The organism is Staphylococcus gallinarum (assembly GCF_000875895.1).
GTDB classification, from domain to species: Bacteria; Bacillota; Bacilli; order Staphylococcales; family Staphylococcaceae; genus Staphylococcus; species Staphylococcus gallinarum.
This window is the reverse complement of record NZ_JXCF01000003.1, coordinates 188,256-210,350: the sequence shown is the minus strand read 5'-3', so window position 1 is coordinate 210,350 and position 22,095 is coordinate 188,256. Positions and strand designations below refer to the sequence as shown.

The following is a 22,095-nucleotide window of genomic DNA, read 5'->3' as shown; positions in this document are numbered from 1 at the left end:
TTAGTTAATCTATACCAAATTAAAATAACTACTACTTGTTTCTGCAACAATAGCTTGCGATAATTCGTCATTAACAGGTACAAAGGTCAACGATACACCTTGCATATCTAATGCAGTCATATAGTCACCAACTAGCCAGTGTGCTACTGTGATATTTTTACCTTTTAAATATTCAGCTAAATACTTCGCTACAATATTTAATTCAGATAAAGGTGTGCCACCCATACCATTTACCATCACGATTAAATGGTTTGCGTCTACTTGCTTTAACAATTCATCACTAAGGCGAGCAACGATTTGGTCGACTGTGGTCATTTTTTCCCTGGACAATCCTTTTTCCCCATGAATCCCAACGCCAATCTCTATTTCATCATCAGCGATATCGAAACCATATTGCCCAGTAGTCGGTACCATTGGCGCTGTAACAGCCATGCCTATTGATTTAATAGTTGGTAATACTTGGTCCAAACGTGCTTTAATGTCATCTAATTTGACTCCTTGTTCAGCAAGGTACCCTGCATACTTATGAACTAATACGGTACCTGCAACGCCTCTTTGTTTATCCTCATCACTAACTGCAATATCATCTTTCACTACAATAGATGCAACTTTGATATCTTCCATTTCGGCCATTTCTTGAGCCATTTCAAAGTTCATGACATCTCCGGCATAGTTTTTAATTACTAATAATACGCCATCTCCATTATCAACCGCTTTAATCGCACTTAATATTTTATCTGGAGTTGGAGAGGTAAAGACTTCACCACACACTGCAGCGTCTAACATACCTTGTGCCACATATCCTGCATGTGCAGGTTCATGTCCACTGCCACCGCCTGAAACAATAGCAACACCTTCTTGTTTCTTGTCTTTTCTCACAATGACTGAATCGGCAATGAGCTCAATATTTTTATTTACTTCTAACATGCCGTCAAGCATATCAGATAAGAACTGAGTTTTATCTTTAATTAGTTTTTTCATTTTTGTGGCCTCCTGTTCATAATATCCATATATCCATTTACAGTATACATCACACATAATTGTAAACGCTAACATAATTCATCAGGCTATTTTTCTATTCTAATTGCTTAACAATGATTTAGTTTTAATTTTAATAAAAAAAATACCACAACCTAGCGTGTTGCTAAGTTGTGGTAGGAAAACATCTATGATGCACTTAAATATTCACATCTTTAAACTGATTTAGTTTTATACATTAAATATAAGAAATATGGTGCCCCAATAATTGCTACAACAATACCTGCTGGAATACCTGAAGGCTGTAGTATCACCTTACCTAACGTATCCGAAACAACAAGTAGTAAAGCACCAATCAATATGGAGATTGGCAAGAATAATTGATGTCTAGGACCGACGATTGATTTGGCGATATGAGGACCCATTAGTCCAATAAAGCCAATAGCACCAGCTACAGACACTGCCGCAGAGGACAATATAACCGCCACTAGCAGTAGGACAATACGCTCTTTGCCTATTTTCACTCCGACACCTTGCGCAATATGTTGATGTGTATTTAATAAATTTAAGACATTCGATTTAAATAATAGATATGGCACCAGAATAATCACCCATGGTAAGAAAGCAATAACAAAGGTCCATTCATCGCCCCAAATATTACCAGCAAACCATGATGCCATAAACTCAGACTGATCTTTATCAAATGTAGACATCAATGTTAACGAACCACCACTTAAAGCTGCTGCCATACCGACACCAACTAATACCATGCTCGCCGGAGAAATACCTTCACCTCTGTTATAACTAAATGAAAATATAATAATTGCTGTTAATATACCGCCTATCATACTAATAATTGGCAACACATAGACAAAGTTTTCAGCATTCACCTGACCAATTACAATAAATAAGGCAATGACAAAACCACTACCTGCATTGATACCCAGTATCCCTGGTTCTGCTAATGGATTGCGTGTAACACTTTGCAAGATAGCACCGCTCATAGCTAAGGCTGCTCCAGCAAGAATAGTGATAAGCATACGTGGCAACCTAAATTCCATTAATATTAAGGTGTCTGTATACTCACCTTGTCCAAACAAAGTCTTAAAGAATGTGCCTACAGACATCTTATATTCACCAGATGTCATACTCCAAGCACATGCTAATAGTATCAAGACGATCAAGACAATCATTGTAACCCACTGTTTATATCTCAGTTTTGGATCAATCATGAGAATCGGCCCCCTCTTTTAACTAAATATAAAAAGTAAGGTACGCCGATAAATGAAATAATAGCGCCAACTGGTGCCTCACCTAACATACGTGCTACTGTATCAGCGACCAACATGAGCAAGCCACCAACAATTGCCGTTAATGGTATCACGCGTGCATAGTCAGTACCAACCAAATAACGAACAATATGAGGTACCATTAAACCAACAAATGCAATTTGACCCACCATTGCAACTGCAATACCGGCTAACACCATCGATAATACTAATGATATACCACGTGTCATACTTACATTTTGTCCAAGTCCTTTAGCCAAGGTTTCACCTAAATTAAGAATCGTTAACTGTTTACTCATTGCAATAATAATCGTTAAAGCAATAATAATAAATGGCGCTGCCCAAACAAGTTGATGCCAAGTCGTTCCAGAAACACCACCAGCACTCCAAAATGTCAAACTCTGATTCAGACGGAACAATAGCGCTACACCTTGGCTTAATGCAGTCAATAAAGCACTTACTGCTGCACCAGCTAATATGATACGCATTGGATTAAATCCATCACTTCTCGATCTCCCGATCATTAAGACTATAAATCCGCCCATTAATGCACCAAGGAAACCAGCAAACATCATTACTAAAAAGGGCGCTGAAGGATAAAATGCAAACGTCATCGCTAACATAAAGGAAGCACCTGAGTTTAATCCAATTAAACTTGGATCTGCTAAACCGTTTTTAGTCACACCCTGTATCACTGCCCCTGAAGTTGCTAATGCCACACCAACCAGCATTGCTCCTACATCTCTTGGTATTCTAATTTCACTAATAATGTTATGTTGTTGATTATGTTTATCATAGTTGAAAATTGCATCAATTATCGTTGAAAGGTGAATCTTTGCATCACCTAATAATATGGAGACTAGCAATGCAGCCACCAATAAACAGATACTGATAATCAGCACTGTCGGAAAGTTCATCTTGCCTTTTCTATTTGTCGACATAATTTAACTCCTACACTTGCGAATAGCTCTTCTTACACAAATCATAAGTTACAAGCATTGGTTTACCTGTACGTGGATCTGTGCTGATTTCAACATCAATATTGAATACGCGTTCTAATATATCCTTCGTCAACACACTTTCTGTGTCGCCATCTGCAATAATATTTCCATCTTTCATTGTAATTAAATGATCGGAAAAACGAACTGCTTGGTTAATATCATGTAACACCATAATAATTGTACAACCTTGTTCTTGATTCAAACGTGTTATCAACTCTAATATTTCTAATTGATGTGAAATATCTAAGTAAGTTGTAGGTTCATCTAAAAATATAATATCTGTTCTTTGTGCTAAGGCCATAGCAATCCATACACGTTGTCTTTGTCCACCACTTAAATCGTTAATTGAACGATGTTTAAAGTCATACGTTCCCGTTACCGTCATTGCCCAATCGATTTCCTTTTTATCTTCTGCAGATAAACGTCCGAAGCCCTTTTGGTGTGGAAAACGACCATAAGAAACTAATTCGCCAACAGTTAAACCATCTGCGACTTCCGGTGACTGAGGTAAAATTGCAATCTTCTTAGCTACCTCTTTGGTTGATTGTGCATGCAAGCTTTCCCCATCTAACTTGATTTCACCATCTTTAATAGGTAACAATCTAGATAGTGCCTTTAGTAAGGTTGATTTCCCACAACCATTTGGTCCAATAATCGATGTAATCTTCCCATCTGGAATTTGCACGTCTAAACTATTAACGATAACATTATCTCCATAACCGATTGTTACTTGTTCTCCATTTAAGCGAGTCATAAGTTCCCTTCTTCCTATAAAATAAGCTTAAGTCTCTATTTATATTAACCAGTAATTTATCAAATTTTGTCGATTATCACGTTAATGATAATCATTATCATAAGTGATATTATATCATCTTTGAATTCTATTGACTATGAAATTTTACCATTGCTTGTAGATACCGAGATGAATTAAATAGCATTACATGATAAGTTCAGTCGTCAAATCTTTACCGACAATCATCATCAAACTTCATAGTAGAATAAAAAAAGACTTGTCGCTAGATGCTGTTTCCATCCATAGACAAGTCTCATTTTTAAAACACTACTTTAAAACGATTAATGTTCATCAATCAAAAAGCCATTACCATAAACATCACGTACATCGTGAATAACTAAAAATGCATTATCATCAATCTTCTTAATTAATCGCTTTGCCTTCGTCACTTGCGTCTTAGTAATAACTACATACAAAACGTCTTTATCTTCTCTAGAGAAATAACCTCTACCATTTAAAATAGTTAGCCCACGACCTACTTGTTCATCAATCACTTTAGCAATTTCATCTGGTTTACTAGAAATAATAGTCATTGCTTTTTTCGTATTTAAACCTTCTATTACGTAATCCATTACTTTAGTACCGATATATAAAGAAATTACAGTTACTAATGCACTCGCAACCGGAATAACAGACAATGAAATCGCCACAACAATCAAGTCAAAGAATAATAGCGCATATGGCGTACTGACATCGAGATACTTGTTTGCAATACGCGCAAGAATCGTTGTTCCTGCAGTAGTTCCACCAGCAAGTACAATCACACCAATACCAAGCCCAACACACGTTCCACCAAATACTGCATTGACTAAGATATTGCCTGTTTCAATTTCCCAACTTTTCGTTACTTCCAAGAATAATGATATAAGCACTGTTGCCACTATTGTTAAATACATGCTACGTTTACTTAAAAATTTATAACCAATCGCTATAAGAATCGCATTCAAGACAAAGTTTGTAATACCAGGCGAGATGTGAAAGGCATAATAGAGTACGATCGCTAATCCGGTTACGCCTCCCTCACCTAAATCCGCAGATATTATAAAGGTATTGACGCCAGCAGCAAAAATAAACGAACCGATAACGATTAATATTAAATCACGTACTGTTTTATTCATCCACATAACCCCCTCTTATTTAGTTCAATCAATTGAATGTTAGCAAATATTCTTTCACATCACAACACTATCTCCAAAAAAAGTTATTAAAATTAACATCTAAAAAATGCCATAATGACGGCACTTGTAAAAATTATTTATTCATAATTTTAAAAATTCTGAATTTTCGATTTACTTATGCACTTCTGTTTGCTATAATAATATCTATCTTCTTATTGATAGCCAATAAGAAGCCATCTCCTTTGTGTTGTTTATAGTAACAAACAAAACAAATTTTTGCTCGAGTGTATTAATAGTACCTAGTCCTTACTATTGATATACAATTAATTCATTTCCCGTAAAAGCCAAGTAATGATGAATGTGTCTCCTCACTTCATTCACTTGGCTTTATTTTTTTATCCCAATATATATCAGAACATTCTAATCTTATTATCAATTTTATACTGTAAAAAAATAGACTAGGCGAAATGTAACTTCACCTAGTCTAAGAAATGTAATATTTAATTCATTACCACGCAAATAGACCTACAAATCCTGCAGTCATTAATGATACTAAGATACCTGCTAATAACATCATCGGCACGTATTTAGAAACAAAGTCAGATGTTTTTTGATCAACTATTCCTTTTAACGTACCAACAATCATACCGATTGTTGAGAAGTTGGCAAATGAAATTAAGAACGTCGTAATAACTGCTCTTCTATGTGGAGAGTATGACGCAACGACATCTTTAATTTGACCCATCACTACAAATTCATTTGTCACAATCTTCTTAGCCATTTGTTGAGCAACTACCCAAGCTTCATCAAATGGTAGACCTAATAATAAGGCAAATGGATACATTACAGTACCAAGCATTTGGTCTAAGCCAAAACTACCCTTCACACCAATCCATCCACCAATAATTCCAGTGAATAAATTAATTAACCTATCTAATAAATCTGATAATGCTACAAAACTGATGACAAACGCAATAATGATTAGAACTAACTTTCCAGCATTCAAAACGGAATCACCTAAGAATGAGAAGAATGGTTGACGTTCAACTTCATTATTCTTAATGCTGTAAATGATGTCTTCTTTTTCTTCAACACTTACCGGGTTTAAAATACAGGCTACAATAATTGCATTAATAATATTTAACGGAATGGCTGTAAGTACTAATTCACCCGGTACCATAGTTACATAAGCACCAACAATTGCTCCTGATACAGAACTCATAGACATCATTGCAATTGTTAATACGCGTGTCTCATTCATTCTTTTTAACTGTTCATTTGATACAGCTAAAGCTTCAGTATTTCCTAAAAACATCATCTCAATACCAAAGAATGATTCAAACTTAGGTTGACGTGTAATTTTCGCTAAAACCCAACCAATTGCTCCAATAAGCTTTGGCAAAACATTTAAATACATTAAAATATCAAATAACGGTACTACAAGTAAAATTGGAAACAGTGCGCTCACTGCCATATCCATTGCACCAGGTTTCACCCAACTTGCAAAGGCAAATCCAGTCCCTGCATGCGCGGAATTAATCATCCAAGCAATACCATTCGCTAATCCTTGAACCCCTGCTCTTCCCCAAGGGAAATAAATAAAGAACCATGCTAACACTAAATTTAATAGTACTAATATCCCAATTGATGTCCATTGAATGTTTTTTCTATTTCTAGAAAATAAGACTGCTATGCCTAAGAAAACGAACAATCCAATTATGTTAATAACTAAAAACATAATACACCTACCATTTCAATTTTATATAAAGATACGATGTAAATCCTTAAACCACATGCTATGTAAAACAAATAAAAGGTAAACACCTATAGCTATAAGTTTGATAAGAACGAAGTCATATCTTGTACAGTAACTATGTGTGTTCACCTTCATTAACCTCATTTATTATCTTATTCTCTCTATAACTTATTATAAATGCCATTTTAATTTACATTGCATCCTTATAATTCAAAACAATTATAGCATGTATGTACTTTATAGAAAATAAGAATTTTAAAGTTCGATTTATTGGTGCTATTCAACTACTAACACCCATTAATATTCGGTTTACGTTATGAAAACGCATTCATATTAGTGAGATATTTTGTATTTTGTATTTTCTCTCATCTTAATCTGCTAAATTTTGTGTGTTTACAAATGCTTGATATTTCTCATGCGTCGCCATAAGTTCTTGATGTGTTCCTTTGCCCGTAACTACTCCTCCATCTAAAAAGATGATTTGTTCTGCCTTCTTGATTGTCGATAATCTATGGGCAATCACAACGGTTGTTCTATTTTCCATCAATACTTCTAATGCTTCTTGTATCTTTCTTTCACTTTCACTGTCTAAATTTGCAGTTGCTTCATCTAATAGTAATATGTCAGGATTTTTCACAAAGCTTCTTGCGATATCAATACGTTGTCGTTGACCACCAGACAATTTCAAACCTCTTTCACCAACCAAAGTATCATAACCATCTTCAAACTGTTCTATAAACTCATGACAATTTGCCATTTTCGCATAATGTATCAATTCTTCGTCAGTCACCTGTCGATTTATACCATAAAGGATATTATCTCTAATCGTGCCACTCATTAAAGAATTAGACTGCATGACATAACCGATTTTTGCTCTCCAATCTGCCAATGATAAATCATAAATAGATGTACTTCCATAAGAAATTTCGCCTTGTTCGATATCATACATACGCTCAATAATATTAAATATTGTACTTTTACCTGAACCTGAGGGTCCAACAAATGCTGTCACTTTACTATATGGAATTTCAAATGACACATCCTTTAAGATGGGCTTTACACCATATTTAAAATTCACATCCGCAAATGTTAAGTTACCATCCGGAATCGTCAATTGATCATTAAATTCAATTGTTTCAATTGGTTCTTCCATAATTTCATGAATTCTGCTACTTGCACCAATTGCCTTTTTATAATCAGTTACTAACGTAGATAAATTAACCAATGGCGTTGATAATTGAATCACGTAAAATATCATCGCAATCAACGTACCTGCAGTAATCGCTCCTGTAGATATGCGTATTGCACCAAAGCCTAGGATAACTGCAATCGTTAATAACATGATTACACCCGTAATCGGTTGAATAATTGCTGTAATTTTCGCTTGCTTTAAACCTAAAAAATATATTTCTTTTAGATTTTTATGTGCGTTATCTAACTCTTCACGCTCAGTATTAGATACCTTGACCAATCTCATTTCTGTTAATACACGACCTAATAAACCACTAAAATTGGCAATTTCTGACTGAGTTTTCTTAGAAATAGTTTGCATTATTTTACCAAGTGGTATCATGATTGCTACAAAAATAGGAATCGTAATAAATGTTAATAGCGTCATTTTCCAATCCATAATAAAAAGCATGATTAAAGAACCGATAATAGTTAATACGGATGGTAATAAATTAGGTAACTTTTGCGAGATAAATTCATTAATCACCTTCGTATCATCTGTTAAACGACTCATCAATTGACCACTTTCATTTTGGTCAAAGAATGGCATTTTCAAATGAATAATATGACGCCACAATAGCGAGCGTATCGCATAAATAATCTTCTCACCTATCTTACTTAGTAAATAAAGCCCAATGCCACTAAGCAGAGCGTTCAAGATAAATATGCCGACGAATGCAATTAGGAAGTTCCAGTTGAAGTTTGTAAATGAAAACTTATCAACAAGTTTACCTGTAAAGAATGGAACAACAAGTCCTGTGATACTCCCTAAAGATGATATACACACGGCAATAACAATTAATCCAACAGGCCATGTTAACTTTTTGAATAAATAGAACAATGGATTCTCTTGTTTCATTTTTCCTACCTCTTCTGAAATTTTGTTATGTATATATTTTTAAAAGTGCAAAAATACATGCGATAAATTATATGTGTTTATTGATATTAATTTTCTAATAAAAACATGCGCAAAACAATATTCCGCCCCATTTTTAGCAATGCAATAGTTTTGCTAACAACATACAATATGCTAAACTAGGTCTATTATTAAAAAAACTGAATATGTTAGAGGGTATGTTATGTTTAAAAGATTAATTTTGACAATTATCGCTTTATTTTGCGTCAACGTAATTATAACACCTTTTGCCGATGCGGAAACAGTAACACCTACTCAAGCGGCAAATCAATATGGTTATAATGTATCCGACGCTTATCAGCCAGAAGGTGCTATGAATATCGCTCAATCTGGACAAATTTTATATCAATACAATGCAAACCAGAAATGGTACCCAGCATCAATGACTAAACTGATGACTATGTACCTAACACTTGAAGCAGTAAAAAAAGGTGATCTCTCTTTAAAGGACAAAGTGAAAATTACGCAAGATCACTATCGTATGTCTACACTTCCAGAGTTGAGTAACACTAAACTTTATCCTGGTGAAACATACACAATCAAAGAATTACTACAAATTACTGTTTCAAACTCAAGTAATGCTGCTGCACTTATTTTAGCTAATGAAGTCTCTGACAACACTTCAGACTTCACCGATAAAATGAATGAAAAAGCAAAAGAAATTGGCATGAAAGATACACATTTCGTAAACCCAACTGGTGCCGAAAACAAACAATTAAAAGACTTTGCTCCTAAAAAGTATAAAAATGAGGATAATTCTACTTCGACTGCAAAAGACTACGACATTCTATCCCAACGTGTGATTCAAGATACACCTAAAATTTTATACTTTACAAAACAGTTAGCACCAACCCAACATGGTGTAACCTATTATACATTTAACCATTCACTTGAAGGTGCTGATATGAGCTTAAAAGGTACCGATGGATTGAAAACTGGTTCAAGTGACCAAGCTGACTACAATCATACTATAACAACGAAACGTAATGGTTTTAGAATTGTACAAACAATCATGGGTGCTGGTAATTACAAATCATTAGGTGGCGAAAAGCAACGTAATATGATGGGTAATGCATTAATGAACATGTCGTTCGACCAGTACAAATACGAAAAAATTCTATCTAAAGGCGAACATAAAATTAACGGTCATACATATTATGTAGAAAAGGACCTCTATGATGTTTTACCAAAAGATTTTGATAAAGATGATTATAAAATAGTCGTAAAGGACGATAAGGTACACATCGAATATGATCGTGAATTTATTTCTAGTAAATATGGTCCACCTTCTGTAGAAGTGAACAAACCACTCGTGCACAAAGCTACGACTGTTGTTAAATCTACATGGGATGACCATCCAATTCTAACTTTATTAGGTATGTTATTGATTATTGCAGCCATTGCAATTGTGATTTATCTCATCATTGAAGCAATTCGAAAGAAATCATCTAAAAAATAATCTTTGCTTTAGTTAAACTACAATGCTGTAACTTGTTGTAGCATACTAATAATTTATGCATTACAGTACAATCTATCACTACAATCGAAAAATAGTCTTGGCCATATAGTAAAGCCACTGTAGAAGATTAAATGCATCTTTTGCAGTGGCTTTTCATATTTTTATAAGTATTACTCGCTTTCATAGTGTATGCGTTGCTCCTTAGCCTTGAAATCTTCCTATCCCTATATAGTTATCACACACAATGCTTCAAGCAGAGAAATTACGATCACCGAATTTAATCCATATCGTTCTGTAAGTTTATGAGTTGCCTAATCTTTATGCTATTTTATACGTCGACTTCTGTAGGAATAGTACAAGCTGTAGACTACTGGATAAAGCTCCACCAACAGAAAGTGTGCATAAAAATATGCCAACAAGTATTTTAACTTGTTAGCATTAAATGAATGTTATGACAAATATTAAAAAATATCGATACACTCAGTAATCAACATTAACAGCACGAATCAAAGCAAGCACATGTATCATTAATATACATCTCGCTTAAATTATTTAGCTGAATCACCATATAATTCTTTCTTAATTTTAGTCGTTGAAATACCTTCAGTACGATTTAAATAAATCACTTCACATTTATCTTTCAAGAAGTCAAACTCGCCTTCCCAATCATGGCCCATTACAAATTTATCAATTTCATAACGGTCAACATCGATTTCCTTTTGACCCCATCCACTTTCAGGAATAACAAGGTCCACATAACGAATAGATTCTAACATCATTTTTCGTTGTTCAAAATTATAATATGATTTCTTGTTTTTCACACGGTTAAATTCGTCAGTTGATAATGCCACGACTAGATAATCGCCCATTTCTCTCGCTCTTCTTAATAGTTCTATATGTCCGTAATGTAACAAATCATATGTTCCATAAGTAATTACACGTTTCATTCGCTTAATCTCCTTAACATAAAATTAAATTTAAATTTACATTTTTAAGAATTATAGCATAACAAACTTAAGTTTACGAATATTCGAAGAATTTAGCGATTTAGGTATTGTTTCAATTTTTGCTTTCCTCTAAATGTTGTACGCTTCGGTAATACTTCAACTTTAAATCTCAAATAATTTGGGCGACCAATGCCACATCTTAATAATGCTGATCTCCACTGCTCATACAATGCTTTATTCCACTTTGTACTACCCTGTTCAACTACGTTGACAATTCTAAATAATGCTTCACCAGAATAATCAGTCCTTTGCATATCATCAAGATAATTGATTACAACATCTAATAAGCTTTGATTAAGTTCACTATTCTGAGTTAGATATGCTTGTATTAAATAACTGACAATTAACTCGTCCATTCGATAACTATAATAGATACGTTGGTTTCTCAACGGTAACAAGGGCATTACTCTAGCTCTAGCTTCCCTAGCATCAGACATATAGGCAAGAAATTCTGTTGCTCTACGTTGCGTAACCGATCCTTCGACTTCATGATAACCATAGACAATTTCTGATAGCACTTGAATATCCTTAGCCTTACGATAGGCTTGAATAATAAAGGAATGCTCCTCACAAAATACAATATCCTCATCAAAGCGCAATGATTTAAAGTCTGCACTAAATAATTTTGCTCCTGGTCCGATTGATTGCATAATTTCAGGACTTTGAGCTAAATTTACTTTCATATCCTTGCACATCGCTTCATGCGTCGGTACTGGCTTCCACTCTCCAGATACACCTCGTCCTATTTGACCAATGACAATTTCAACATTGCTATCCTTCTGATAACAGTTAGCCATCAAATCTATTCTACCTGGCAAGAATATATCATCCGCATCTATAAACATAAATACATCGCCACTTATATTAGTTAATCCGACATTTCTACTGGCAGCCGCACCCTTATTCTCTTGATTAATCACTTGTATATGCTTATATTCCTTTTGCAATTGCTTCAGTACGTCTTGTGTATCATCTGTAGATCCATCATTAACACAAATCACTTCAAAATCATGTTTAGTATCTATAGATGCAATTGTACGCCTAATTGTACTTGCTGCATTATAAACTGGAATAATTATTGAAATTTTCATACTTTCACCATTTCTTCTATAGTTTCTATAACTTTCGTTAAACTTTGTGTCACATTATACTCATGCCAAGATTTAAACAACGGTTGTAAGTCACTTTCATACTTTTTGATATTTTGAATCAATTCACCTTCATTATATACCTTATACATGTCGGGAATCTCATAATAAAAAGTATTCAACCCCCGCTCAGTTTCATATTGTTGTTCATCATAAACATAAAGTATAGTCGGTTTATTCAATAAACTTGCCTCAATTGCCAATGAGCTATAATCACTAATAATGATATCAGCCATAATCATTAAAGATTGTAAATTGATTTCTGTATGTTGTTCATTGACTATAGATGGGTGCAATTTACTAAATAAAGTATAGTTCGGTAATGCAGTTTCAAATTTATGTATATCTATCGTTCTATTCGCTTGGTGATGTTCTCGATAAGTCGGCACGTATAGTGCAACTTTACCTTTAATACCATATTGTTTTTTTAATTCTCGTTGTCGTTGTGTAATATCAACCGAACGATACGGTACTAATCTTGGCAAACCTGTTCTAAGCATCTGTGCATCTGTTGCTCCAAATGATTCTTTAAAGCATGTTACCATTGGTTCACCACCAACAATGTATTTATCTGTCGCATTATAAACTTGTCGATATTGTTCAACCATTTTGTTATTATTCAAATCAACTTGGTGATCTGTTAATCCGAAATTTTTTAAAGCTCCTGCAGCATGCCAAGTTTGAATAACTGTTTGCCCTTCTTTCTTGAGAAAGCCACCCATGAGTAAATAGTATGTGTCGATAATAATAACCTTTGCTGTACTCAAATATTTCAAATGTCTATAAAGCTGTTTATTGCCTGCCAACACATAAGTCACATGTTCCAAATGCTGGGTATATTTTCTATGCACATCCTTACCAATTACTGTAATTTGATAATCCCCTTTTCGATTGAGCCCTTCAATAATGGGTAACATATCTTCTGGAAATGTCATCAAAATAACAATACTTTGTTGTTTCACCTTTTTCTTACTGAAAAGTATATTTAAAAATTTTGTCATAAATATATATAGTGCTTTTATCACTTGCCTCAAATTATTCACCGCCAAATGGATTATATTTCCTCAGTCCTTTTATTATATCTATCTTAAAGTAAAATTTATAGAAAAATCCTTTGACGACATTACTTGCCATCAAAGGACCATTGAACTCACTATATTCAACTTTTATTGTCTATTTGTCATTTTACATAAAGTCTGCAAAGTGATCTCTATAACGCATATGCAAAATAGAACCAATCATAAATAAGAACAGTATAATAAATAAATTATATAACGTTAATTCCCAGTGCGTAATAAAGTACCATTCTTTATGCAACACTGCAGAACGATATGCTTCTGCAAGATAGTAAATCGGATTCAATTGCATTACCTGTTTAACAATACCTTCAGGCGGCACAATAAGAATTGAAGATGCAAAGAATACCATTCGCATCAGTGCTTGAATCGCTTGTTGTGTATCCTTTACTAACACACCTAACGTTGAAGTGAAAAGTGCTATTGTTGTCGTTAATATCAATGCAAAAGGCACATATAATAATAATTGCAATGTATAAATAGTAGGATAAAAACCAGATATCGTACACAATAATATCACTACAACCAATAAGGCAAGGTGCCCATAAAATCTACTCATAACAATGTAAGACGGAATAATGGATAACGGAAAATTCATCTTCGCAACATGATTATACTTTGTAGCAATGGCTTTAGTTCCTTCTAACACACCTTGGTTAACAAAGAACCACATACTAATACCGACAAGCAACCAATAAATAAATGGCACACCATCAACATCACTATTACTTCTGATACCCAGACCAAATACAAACCAATAAACCATGATTTGTAAAGCTGGGTTGATTAACTCCCAAGCCATACCTAGATAATTATTCGTGTTTGAAATTTTCAATTGGAATTGGGCTAATCTTTGAATAAGATAAAAATTCTTAATATGTTCTTTAAATACAACCCACACAGCATTCATTTAAATAAACCACACTTTCAATCGATTTGACAATATTGTATTTCTTTTTCACTTTGGTTAAACAATATACTGCGAAACTTTTATAAATATCATAACAATTTCTTTGCTAAGTTTTAATAGTATAATTTTTTATACGCTAGCCAAATCAGCAGTAACTTCATAACAAATACAATTGTAATTTTTAAAACAAATAAAAAAACATTAATTTCTTTTTTCTTAATAGTTGATTTTATGCCAATTATTAAGTAAACTTTAACAACTGTATAAGTCTAATAATAGTAAAATAGTACTCACTTACTTTACAATAGGTTAATAAATTTAACAACCAATATAATATATAATATACTTGAAGTAACTGTAAATAAGGAAGGTAAAAATATGAATGTATCAGTTAGCATTGAAAATGTAACTAAAGAGTACCGTATTTATCGCAACAATAAAGAACGGTTAAAGGATGTTATCATACCTTTTCACAAAAATAAAACTTTCTACGCACTTAACGATTTATCTATCACTGCTTATGAAGGTGATGTCATCGGACTTGTTGGCATAAATGGATCGGGTAAGTCTACATTAAGCAATATGATTGGTGGTTCATTATCTCCTACCGAAGGACATATCGAGCGCAATGGCGATGTCAGTGTTATTGCGATAAGTGCAGGATTAAATGGTCAATTAACAGGCATTGAAAACATTGAATTTAAAATGCTATGCATGGGTTTCACACGTAAAGAAATTAAAGCACTAACGCCACAAGTCATTGAATTTAGTGAATTAGGCGAATTTATCTATCAACCTGTTAAAAAATATTCTAGTGGTATGAGAGCTAAACTTGGTTTTTCTATCAATATTACAACCAATCCGGACATTTTAGTTATTGACGAAGCATTATCAGTTGGTGACCAAACATTCGCTCAAAAATGTCTCGATAAAATTTATGAATATAAAGCACAAGGCAAAACAATTTTCTTTGTCAGCCACAATATGAAACAAGTACGTGAATTTTGTACTAAAATCGCTTGGATTGAAGGCGGAAAATTAAAAGAATATGGTGAACTCGATGAAGTATTACCGAAATACGAAAAGTTCTTAAGTGGATTTAAAAAACGTTCTAAAAAAGAACAAAAACAATTCAGAGAAGAATTAGATGCATCAAGATTCGAAGTAAAATAACTAATAAAATTTAATAATACAAAAATAAGACGTAACAAGCTGTTAAATTAAAGCGCATTGTTGCGTCTTATTTTTGAGCGTCATAACTGTCGTTTTCGATTCAACAGTAAACTCATGAATTTATGTGTATCGGAAATACATTCCAATCGTCAAAATAAAAGAGCTATTCCTTGATGGATTAGCTCTTTCCACAAATATCATACACGTTATTTTATGTCTGTTTTTTTATGTAGCATCACAATTTTTTGGACGTATTTTGGTGAGACTCCTGAGGGAACAGGACAAGCTGAAGATTACAGGCTGAAGCTGTCCCCTAGGAAAGCGAACCAACAGTACCAAATTTTAAATAAAAAGCCAGTTTATAAAGTATTTAGCAATTCTTAAATTCATAATTGATGTTATATTTCGACACAAATTTAAAAAGAAGTCCGTACTGTGTTTTTTTGAGGAGCATCACAATTTTTCTAGGACGTATTTTGGTGAGACTCCTGAGGGAACAGGACAAGCTGAAGACTACAGGCTGAAGCTGTCCCCTAGGAAAGCGAACCAACAATACATAACTCTTTCCATAACATTTATAACTCAGACTCTTGATAAGATTAAATATTCACCTTCTAAATAACATCTATTTTAAACATTTTTACGCTTAAACTTCATTTTCAAAACATTTACAATAAATTTCGGTATTGCTTTCGTTCTGCCTATGCGCTTCCAATCTATAATCACACGATAAACCCACTCTAAATTTAACTTTCTAAATAGTTTCGGAGCACGTTTCTTAGTACCACTAAATACTTCAATCGATCCACCTACGCCCATAAGCAAAGTCTGTTCAAATTGATTAGCATGCTGTTCAATCCAAGACTCTTGACGTGGATATCCCATCCCAACAAATATATAATCTGGATTAAATGCTTTAATTTGCTTTACCACCTTATTATCTGACAGTTCAAAGAATCCATGGTGAAAATCAAATTTAACGTTAGGAAACTGAGCTTTCAATCTTGCATATGCTGCTTTTACAACCTCATTTTCTGCACCTAATAAAAATACTTTCTGATGTTGCTCATTTGCTATATTCAGACAAACTTCCATTAATTCAATACCAGGGACTCTTTCTTTTAACGGGGTTTGTAATAATTTAGATGCCATAACAACACCTGTACCATCCGCAACAACATAGTCAGCAGAATTTACCAATGCTCTATATTCAGTGTCTTGTTGGGCATAATCTACGATTTCAGGATTGGCTGTAACGATAAATAAATTGTGTTGTGTTTGTTTTTCGAAAAAATTTATAATGTTTTGTTTCATATCAGCTAAAGTTACATTATCAAAAAATACTGACAATACATTTATACGTCGTACTTGCTTAGTTTCATTCATTTATTCAATTCTCCTATCTCCATGATTCCATTCTACTTTATGCTTATTTTACTGTCATATTAACACAATCATTATAGTCAACATATTATAATATAATACGTCCATTGTTAAAGATACATCAAAAGTCCGTATCCTTTATCCTGTGATATCCTATATAATTTATCTTATAGTTACTCTAAACTATAAATCATTTACATAAATTATCCATTTCATCTATGTCTTCCCATCAAAGACATGATAGCCTTTGATTCATAGTTTTATAGTACTTGTAGCATCAATGAAATTTAAAATCGAGGTAGTATTAATGACTTATATACATGATTTTTTCAGCTCCACCATACAATTGAATATATTTTCGGTCATCGTTGTTGCTTTACTTTATATTGTCATACACAACTATCGCCATAAACCATTTAATCGCTTTTTAGATATATATTTAAATTATATCCCTGTTCTAACTCATGAATTTGGACATATACTTTTTAATAAATTGAGTAATGGTAAGGCTAAAGATTTAGTCATCGTCGCCTCACCTAGAGAGCGCGCTGAAACTTCGCAACAAGGTTATGCTATCACTCAATCGACAAGTCGTATTGGTCAAGCAATCACTACATTCGGTGGCTATATTATGCCTCCTTTAATGCTACTTATCGGGTTTGCAGCAATTAAATCGACTTACCCTAGTTTATTTATAGCAGCTTATCTAGTCATATTCATTTATTTTGTTATTTTAACATCTAGAAAATTATTACCGACACTCATCATCTTAGTGCTCATCATTGTATTATATTGCTTATTTCATAGTGATAATCAACTCATGATGACATATGTCGTTACTTTTACGTATCACTTTATTATCGCCGTCTTATTAGGCGAAGTCTTACAATCATCATGGACGATTGCTCGATTGACTTTTTCTGGACATTCCGTAACTTGGGATGGTAGTACATTGAAAGACTTAACCCATATTCCAACTGTAATATTTAGTTTAATTTGGATTGGTATCAATCTTTTTGTCGTCTATCTTTTAATTACAAACTATTTATTTAATGGATAGCATTTTAATATCATATAGACACTTTAAAGACTCGATCAATGCCTTTTAAACACTGCATCAATCGAGTCTTTATTGCCTATAGTCATACTGGCATTCCCATTTTTTATAAACTAAAAAACAGACCACTGCATGACTTGCATCTCGTCGTACAGTAATCTGTAATCTATCAGTATCTATATTATTATGTAGCTATAAACACTACAATATCTGCTCCACTTACCTAGCGTCTCAGCTTGTAATATCCTCACAGTCTATCCTTTATTTCTCAGCATAAATATGCTCGGCATTATCATAGCTCAATATCGTAATATTATCTTCTTTCTGCACAATAATTACTTTATTCGTATCATCTTTATTAACTATTGAAACCTCTTCATCGATCAGTATATCTTTGCTCGTTAGATATACTAAAAGTTCTGTTCTATCTCTCACACGCTTAATCGTTACCTTGTCCCCTGCCTCAAATGATAACAAATTATTTGTATATAGTTCTTTATATTGATTATTTCTCGGAATGACACCGCCATGTGGGCAAGTAATCGGATATTCTAATAATTTGTCTAATCGTTCGACAAATAAATGTGATACTCGATGCTCCAATACCTCAGCTTCTTGGTGCACTTCTTCCCAATTATACTGCAACACTTTAATTAAAAATAATTCTAGTAATCGGTGCCTTTTAATTATATCTAAAGTATATGTTAAACCTTGTTCAGAAAGTTGGACGCCTTTATATGGTTTAGTAGTAACATAACCAGATTTTTCGAGTCGGCTAACCATCTCACTGACTGAAGGTGGCTTAATGTTTAAATACTGTGACAAAGTCTTATTTGAAACGAATGAACGGTCGCCGTCATGCGTTAAAATTGCTTTTAAGTAATCCTCTTTTTCTTCAGTTAGCATTCTCTCACCTCTCAAATCATTCACTTTATTGTACCACGAATCTACTTGACACGCTAAAAGTTCGTAGTATATTATAATATAAATTAGGTTAACCTAAAATTTTATTTAAGGAGGGCTAACGTGTTAAAAATTCAAAATTTAAATCTTACTTTAGGGAATAAAAGTGTGTTAAAAAATATAGATTTAGACATACCTATCTCCGGGGAAATAATTGGCATTATGGGACCAAACGGTGCAGGGAAATCATCGTTATTGAAGTCGATTATTGGTGAATTCAAATCGACTGGTGTAGCCAATTTAGAAGAACGTCCTGTCCAAAGTGCGCTTAAAGACATTACGTACATTCCTCAAAAAGCGCATATTGATTTAGATTTTCCAATCAAAGTTGAAGATGTTATCTTATCTGGAGCTTATAAAGACATCGGTTGGTTTAAATGGGTCAACGGCGATACGCGCTTGAGATTAAACCAATTGTTGCAAACTTTGGAACTACAGGAATTGCGACATCGTCAAATATCTGCTTTAAGTGGTGGTCAATTACAACGTGTACTTGTAGCCCGTGCACTGATGACTGAAAGTAAATTATACTTACTCGACGAACCATTTGTTGGGATTGATTTTCATAGTGAGCAAATCATTATGACACAATTACGCCAGTTGAAAGATGAAGGCAAGTTGTTACTTATCGTCCATCATGATCTATCTAAGGCTGAAGAATACTTTGATCGTGTAATTCTATTAAATAAAACACTTCGCTATTTTGGAGATAGCAGCACAGCAATGCAACCCGATTATTTAAATCGTACATTCCTTAGTGCTACTGCTGAAGATGATAGCGAAGTAACACAGTAGAAAGGACGTAACTGATATGGATTTTATTCAACATTTATTTGACTATTTGTTCCTTAGAAATGCCTTAATCATTTCCATTGTCGTAGGTATCGTCTGTGGTACTGTGGGATGTTTAATCGTTTTAAGAGGACTATCACTTATGGGTGATGCAATGAGTCACGCAGTTCTACCTGGCGTAGCACTATCATTCTTCTTCCAAATTCCTATGTTTATAGGTGCCTTAGTCACAGGTATGATTGCCAGTATCTTTATTGGATTCATCACTAAGAGTAGTAAGACTAAACCTGATGCTGCAATCGGTATAAGTTTCACTGCATTTCTAGCAACAGGTATCATTTTGATCAGCGTCATCAATAGTACGACAGATTTGTACCATATCTTATTTGGTAACATACTTGCCGTAACACATGCTACGTTCTGGTCAACTATCATCGTCGGCATTATCGTAATGATTCTCATCATTGCATTCTATCGACCATTGATGGTTTCTACATTTGATCCTACATTCAGTAGAATGAGCGGGTTAAATACGACACTAATTCATTATTTTGTAATGCTATTACTGTCTCTTGTTACAGTTGCTAGCATTCAAACAGTTGGTATTATCTTAGTTGTTGCACTATTAATCACTCCTGCCTCTGCAGCATTTTTAATAGCGAAAAAATTGCGTACTATGATGATTATTTCTAGCTGTATCAGCACAATCAGTTCAATTGTTGGACTATACTTCAGCTATGTATATAACTTGCCAAGTGGTGCAATGATTGTTTTATGTGCATTCTTTATTTATATTTTAGTGTTTATTGGTAGTAAACTTAATTTCTTTAAAAGGGAAGGAACAACTGTATGAAAAAAATAATTTCAATCGCTCTTATTTTCTTATTATTCCTAGCCGCGTGTGGCAATGGAAAAAGCGGTACAAGTTCAAATGAAAAATTAAAAATCGTAACAACTAACTCAATTTTATATGACATGGTTAAAAATACAGCAAGTAAAGATGTCGAAATACATAGTATTGTACCTGTAGGTCAAGACCCTCATGAATACGAAGTAAAGCCTAAAGACATTAAAGCACTTACAGATGCAGATGTCGTGTTCTATAATGGTTTGAACTTAGAAACTGGTAATGGATGGTTTAAAAAAGCACTTTCACAAGCTAATAAATCATTAGACGACGACAAAGTAATTAAAGTATCAAAAAATGTAAAACCAAACTATCTTCATGGCGCTAAAGAAGGAGACGAATCAAAGCAAGACCCTCATGCATGGTTAAGCTTATCTAACGGTATCAAATACGTTGAAACAATTAGAGACACATTGTTAGAACGCGATAAAGGTCACAAAGATGAAATCAGCAAAAATAGTAAAGCCTATATCGATAAACTTACAGAACTAAAAAATTCTAGCCAAGAAAAGTTCAATGATATTCCTAAAGCAGAAAGAAATATGATTACTAGTGAAGGGGCATTCAATTACTTCTCACAACAATATGACATAAAACCTGGTTATATTTGGGAAATCAACACTGAGAAACAAGGTACTCCTGAACAAATGAAACAAGCAATTGATTTCGTAAGAAAGAATAACCTTAAACATTTACTAGTTGAAACTAGTGTAGATCATAAGAGTATGGAAAGCTTAAGTGAAGAAACTGGCCGCGATATCTACGGTGAAGTATTCACAGATTCTATCGGTAAAAAAGGATCTAAAGGTGATTCTTATTATAATATGATGAAAGAAAATATCGAAACAATCCATGGTAGCATGAAGTAATCATAGATTTGGGCTATTAACCTCATTGAGGTGAATAGTCCCATACCGTACGTTACCCTCCTAAAAACTTACGGTATGGTGGTATTCAAGCCTTAAATAATCTCCCAAAAATCATAAATGGTAGGCTCCTCCCCCCATTTATGACATGTAGCAGCTAGGTTATACACCTAGAAAAAAATCACTTGAAGCCTATCTCATTTAATTGAGTAGATAGGCTTCATTTTTTTATGTATTTTAACTATAAAAATAAAAGAGACAGGATTGTAGTCA

The 22,095-nt window shown here is 33.7% G+C and carries 19 protein-coding genes; 6 read left to right on the top strand and 13 right to left on the bottom strand.

What is annotated here, in order from left to right:
* Positions 1-9 precede the first annotated feature (9 nt).
* From dhaK to SH09_RS02915, 7 genes are all read right to left on the bottom strand, one after another.
* Positions 10-981 carry a dihydroxyacetone kinase subunit DhaK gene (gene dhaK / locus SH09_RS02945; protein ID WP_042738129.1) on the bottom strand — a complete coding sequence of 324 codons (972 nt, stop codon included), beginning with the start codon at positions 979-981 and terminating at the stop codon, positions 10-12.
* A gap of 212 nt (positions 982-1,193) precedes the next feature.
* Positions 1,194-2,210 carry a FecCD family ABC transporter permease gene (locus SH09_RS02940; RefSeq protein WP_042738128.1) on the bottom strand — a complete coding sequence of 339 codons (1,017 nt, stop codon included), beginning with the start codon at positions 2,208-2,210 and terminating at the stop codon, positions 1,194-1,196.
* Complete coding sequence (locus tag SH09_RS02935) at positions 2,207-3,184, bottom strand: FecCD family ABC transporter permease (RefSeq protein ID WP_371130142.1); 978 nt, start codon at positions 3,182-3,184, stop codon at positions 2,207-2,209. Before SH09_RS02935 ends, SH09_RS02940 begins: the two co-directional genes overlap by 4 nt.
* Positions 3,185-3,218: 34 nt before the next feature.
* Positions 3,219-4,022 carry an ABC transporter ATP-binding protein gene (locus SH09_RS02930; RefSeq protein WP_042738126.1) on the bottom strand — a complete coding sequence of 268 codons (804 nt, stop codon included), beginning with the start codon at positions 4,020-4,022 and terminating at the stop codon, positions 3,219-3,221.
* 320 nt (positions 4,023-4,342) lie between these two features.
* A complete protein-coding gene (locus tag SH09_RS02925) occupies positions 4,343-5,179 on the bottom strand; it encodes a YitT family protein (protein WP_042738125.1) in 837 nt (278 codons plus the stop codon).
* Between the two features lie 508 nt (positions 5,180-5,687).
* Positions 5,688-6,917, bottom strand: a complete 1,230-nt coding sequence (locus SH09_RS02920) for a NupC/NupG family nucleoside CNT transporter (protein ID WP_042738124.1) — start codon at positions 6,915-6,917, stop codon at positions 5,688-5,690.
* A gap of 388 nt (positions 6,918-7,305) precedes the next feature.
* Positions 7,306-9,024 (bottom strand): ABC transporter ATP-binding protein, encoded by a 1,719-nt coding sequence (locus SH09_RS02915; RefSeq protein ID WP_042738123.1) that lies wholly within the window; start codon positions 9,022-9,024, stop codon positions 7,306-7,308.
* 220 nt (positions 9,025-9,244) lie between these two features.
* On the opposite strand from SH09_RS02915, the gene pbp4 reads away from it, so the two are divergent.
* Positions 9,245-10,540, top strand: a complete 1,296-nt coding sequence (pbp4, locus tag SH09_RS02910) for a penicillin-binding protein PBP4 (RefSeq protein WP_042738122.1) — start codon at positions 9,245-9,247, stop codon at positions 10,538-10,540.
* Between the two features lie 548 nt (positions 10,541-11,088).
* On the opposite strand, the gene tagD is transcribed toward pbp4, so the two are convergent.
* From tagD to SH09_RS02890, 4 genes are all read right to left on the bottom strand, one after another.
* Positions 11,089-11,487, bottom strand: a complete 399-nt coding sequence (gene tagD / locus SH09_RS02905) for a glycerol-3-phosphate cytidylyltransferase (protein WP_042738121.1) — start codon at positions 11,485-11,487, stop codon at positions 11,089-11,091.
* Positions 11,488-11,579: 92 nt separating this feature from the next.
* Positions 11,580-12,638 (bottom strand): glycosyltransferase family 2 protein, encoded by a 1,059-nt coding sequence (locus tag SH09_RS02900; RefSeq protein ID WP_042738120.1) that lies wholly within the window; start codon positions 12,636-12,638, stop codon positions 11,580-11,582.
* Positions 12,635-13,729, bottom strand: coding sequence for a teichoic acid glycerol-phosphate primase TarB (tarB, locus tag SH09_RS02895; protein WP_042738119.1), 1,095 nt, complete (start codon positions 13,727-13,729; stop codon positions 12,635-12,637). Before tarB ends, SH09_RS02900 begins: the two co-directional genes overlap by 4 nt.
* A gap of 151 nt (positions 13,730-13,880) precedes the next feature.
* Positions 13,881-14,681 (bottom strand): ABC transporter permease, encoded by an 801-nt coding sequence (locus tag SH09_RS02890; protein WP_042738118.1) that lies wholly within the window; start codon positions 14,679-14,681, stop codon positions 13,881-13,883.
* A 378-nt stretch (positions 14,682-15,059) separates the two neighbouring features.
* On the opposite strand from SH09_RS02890, the gene tagH reads away from it, so the two are divergent.
* On the top strand, positions 15,060-15,854 hold the full coding sequence (gene tagH / locus SH09_RS02885) for a teichoic acids export ABC transporter ATP-binding subunit TagH (RefSeq protein ID WP_042738117.1): 795 nt from the start codon (positions 15,060-15,062) through the stop codon (positions 15,852-15,854).
* 630 nt (positions 15,855-16,484) lie between these two features.
* Here tagH and tarA read toward each other — a convergent pair.
* Positions 16,485-17,240 (bottom strand): N-acetylglucosaminyldiphosphoundecaprenol N-acetyl-beta-D-mannosaminyltransferase TarA, encoded by a 756-nt coding sequence (gene tarA, locus SH09_RS02880; RefSeq protein WP_042738116.1) that lies wholly within the window; start codon positions 17,238-17,240, stop codon positions 16,485-16,487.
* 304 nt (positions 17,241-17,544) lie between these two features.
* On the opposite strand from tarA, the gene SH09_RS02875 reads away from it, so the two are divergent.
* The gene (locus tag SH09_RS02875; RefSeq protein ID WP_042738115.1) at positions 17,545-18,297 is read left to right on the top strand and encodes a M50 family metallopeptidase; all 753 of its coding nucleotides are present in this window, start codon (positions 17,545-17,547) and stop codon (positions 18,295-18,297) included.
* 258 nt (positions 18,298-18,555) lie between these two features.
* On the opposite strand, the gene SH09_RS02870 is transcribed toward SH09_RS02875, so the two are convergent.
* Positions 18,556-19,200, bottom strand: coding sequence for a metal-dependent transcriptional regulator (locus SH09_RS02870; RefSeq protein WP_042738114.1), 645 nt, complete (start codon positions 19,198-19,200; stop codon positions 18,556-18,558).
* Positions 19,201-19,320: 120 nt separating this feature from the next.
* On the opposite strand from SH09_RS02870, the gene SH09_RS02865 reads away from it, so the two are divergent.
* From SH09_RS02865 to mntC, 3 genes are read left to right on the top strand one after another with little or no spacing between them, the layout of a single operon-like run.
* Complete coding sequence (locus SH09_RS02865) at positions 19,321-20,052, top strand: metal ABC transporter ATP-binding protein (RefSeq protein WP_042738113.1); 732 nt, start codon at positions 19,321-19,323, stop codon at positions 20,050-20,052.
* 16 nt (positions 20,053-20,068) lie between these two features.
* A complete protein-coding gene (locus tag SH09_RS02860) occupies positions 20,069-20,902 on the top strand; it encodes a metal ABC transporter permease (RefSeq protein WP_042738112.1) in 834 nt (277 codons plus the stop codon).
* A complete protein-coding gene (gene mntC / locus SH09_RS02855; RefSeq protein ID WP_042738111.1) occupies positions 20,899-21,825 on the top strand; it encodes a manganese ABC transporter substrate-binding lipoprotein MntC in 927 nt (308 codons plus the stop codon). Before SH09_RS02860 ends, mntC begins: the two co-directional genes overlap by 4 nt.
* The last annotated feature ends 270 nt before the right edge of the window (positions 21,826-22,095 follow it).

Bases quoted from the DNA above. Each gene is read 5' to 3' on its own strand.
- dhaK (WP_042738129.1), bottom strand. From the start codon at position 981: ATGAAAAAACTAATTAAAGATAAAACTCAGTTCTTATCTGATATGCTT.
- SH09_RS02940 (WP_042738128.1), bottom strand. From the start codon at position 2,210: ATGATTGATCCAAAACTGAGATATAAACAGTGGGTTACAATGATTGTC.
- SH09_RS02935 (WP_371130142.1), bottom strand. From the start codon at position 3,184: ATGAACTTTCCGACAGTGCTGATTATCAGTATCTGTTTATTGGTGGCT.
- SH09_RS02930 (WP_042738126.1), bottom strand. From the start codon at position 4,022: ATGACTCGCTTAAATGGAGAACAAGTAACAATCGGTTATGGAGATAAT.
- SH09_RS02925 (WP_042738125.1), bottom strand. From the start codon at position 5,179: ATGAATAAAACAGTACGTGATTTAATATTAATCGTTATCGGTTCGTTT.
- SH09_RS02920 (WP_042738124.1), bottom strand. From the start codon at position 6,917: ATGTTTTTAGTTATTAACATAATTGGATTGTTCGTTTTCTTAGGCATA.
- SH09_RS02915 (WP_042738123.1), bottom strand. From the start codon at position 9,024: ATGAAACAAGAGAATCCATTGTTCTATTTATTCAAAAAGTTAACATGG.
- pbp4 (WP_042738122.1), top strand. From the start codon at position 9,245: ATGTTTAAAAGATTAATTTTGACAATTATCGCTTTATTTTGCGTCAAC.
- tagD (WP_042738121.1), bottom strand. From the start codon at position 11,487: ATGAAACGTGTAATTACTTATGGAACATATGATTTGTTACATTACGGA.
- SH09_RS02900 (WP_042738120.1), bottom strand. From the start codon at position 12,638: ATGAAAATTTCAATAATTATTCCAGTTTATAATGCAGCAAGTACAATT.
- SH09_RS02890 (WP_042738118.1), bottom strand. From the start codon at position 14,681: ATGAATGCTGTGTGGGTTGTATTTAAAGAACATATTAAGAATTTTTAT.
- tagH (WP_042738117.1), top strand. From the start codon at position 15,060: ATGAATGTATCAGTTAGCATTGAAAATGTAACTAAAGAGTACCGTATT.
- tarA (WP_042738116.1), bottom strand. From the start codon at position 17,240: ATGAATGAAACTAAGCAAGTACGACGTATAAATGTATTGTCAGTATTT.
- SH09_RS02875 (WP_042738115.1), top strand. From the start codon at position 17,545: ATGACTTATATACATGATTTTTTCAGCTCCACCATACAATTGAATATA.
- SH09_RS02870 (WP_042738114.1), bottom strand. From the start codon at position 19,200: ATGCTAACTGAAGAAAAAGAGGATTACTTAAAAGCAATTTTAACGCAT.
- SH09_RS02860 (WP_042738112.1), top strand. From the start codon at position 20,069: ATGGATTTTATTCAACATTTATTTGACTATTTGTTCCTTAGAAATGCC.
- mntC (WP_042738111.1), top strand. From the start codon at position 20,899: ATGAAAAAAATAATTTCAATCGCTCTTATTTTCTTATTATTCCTAGCC.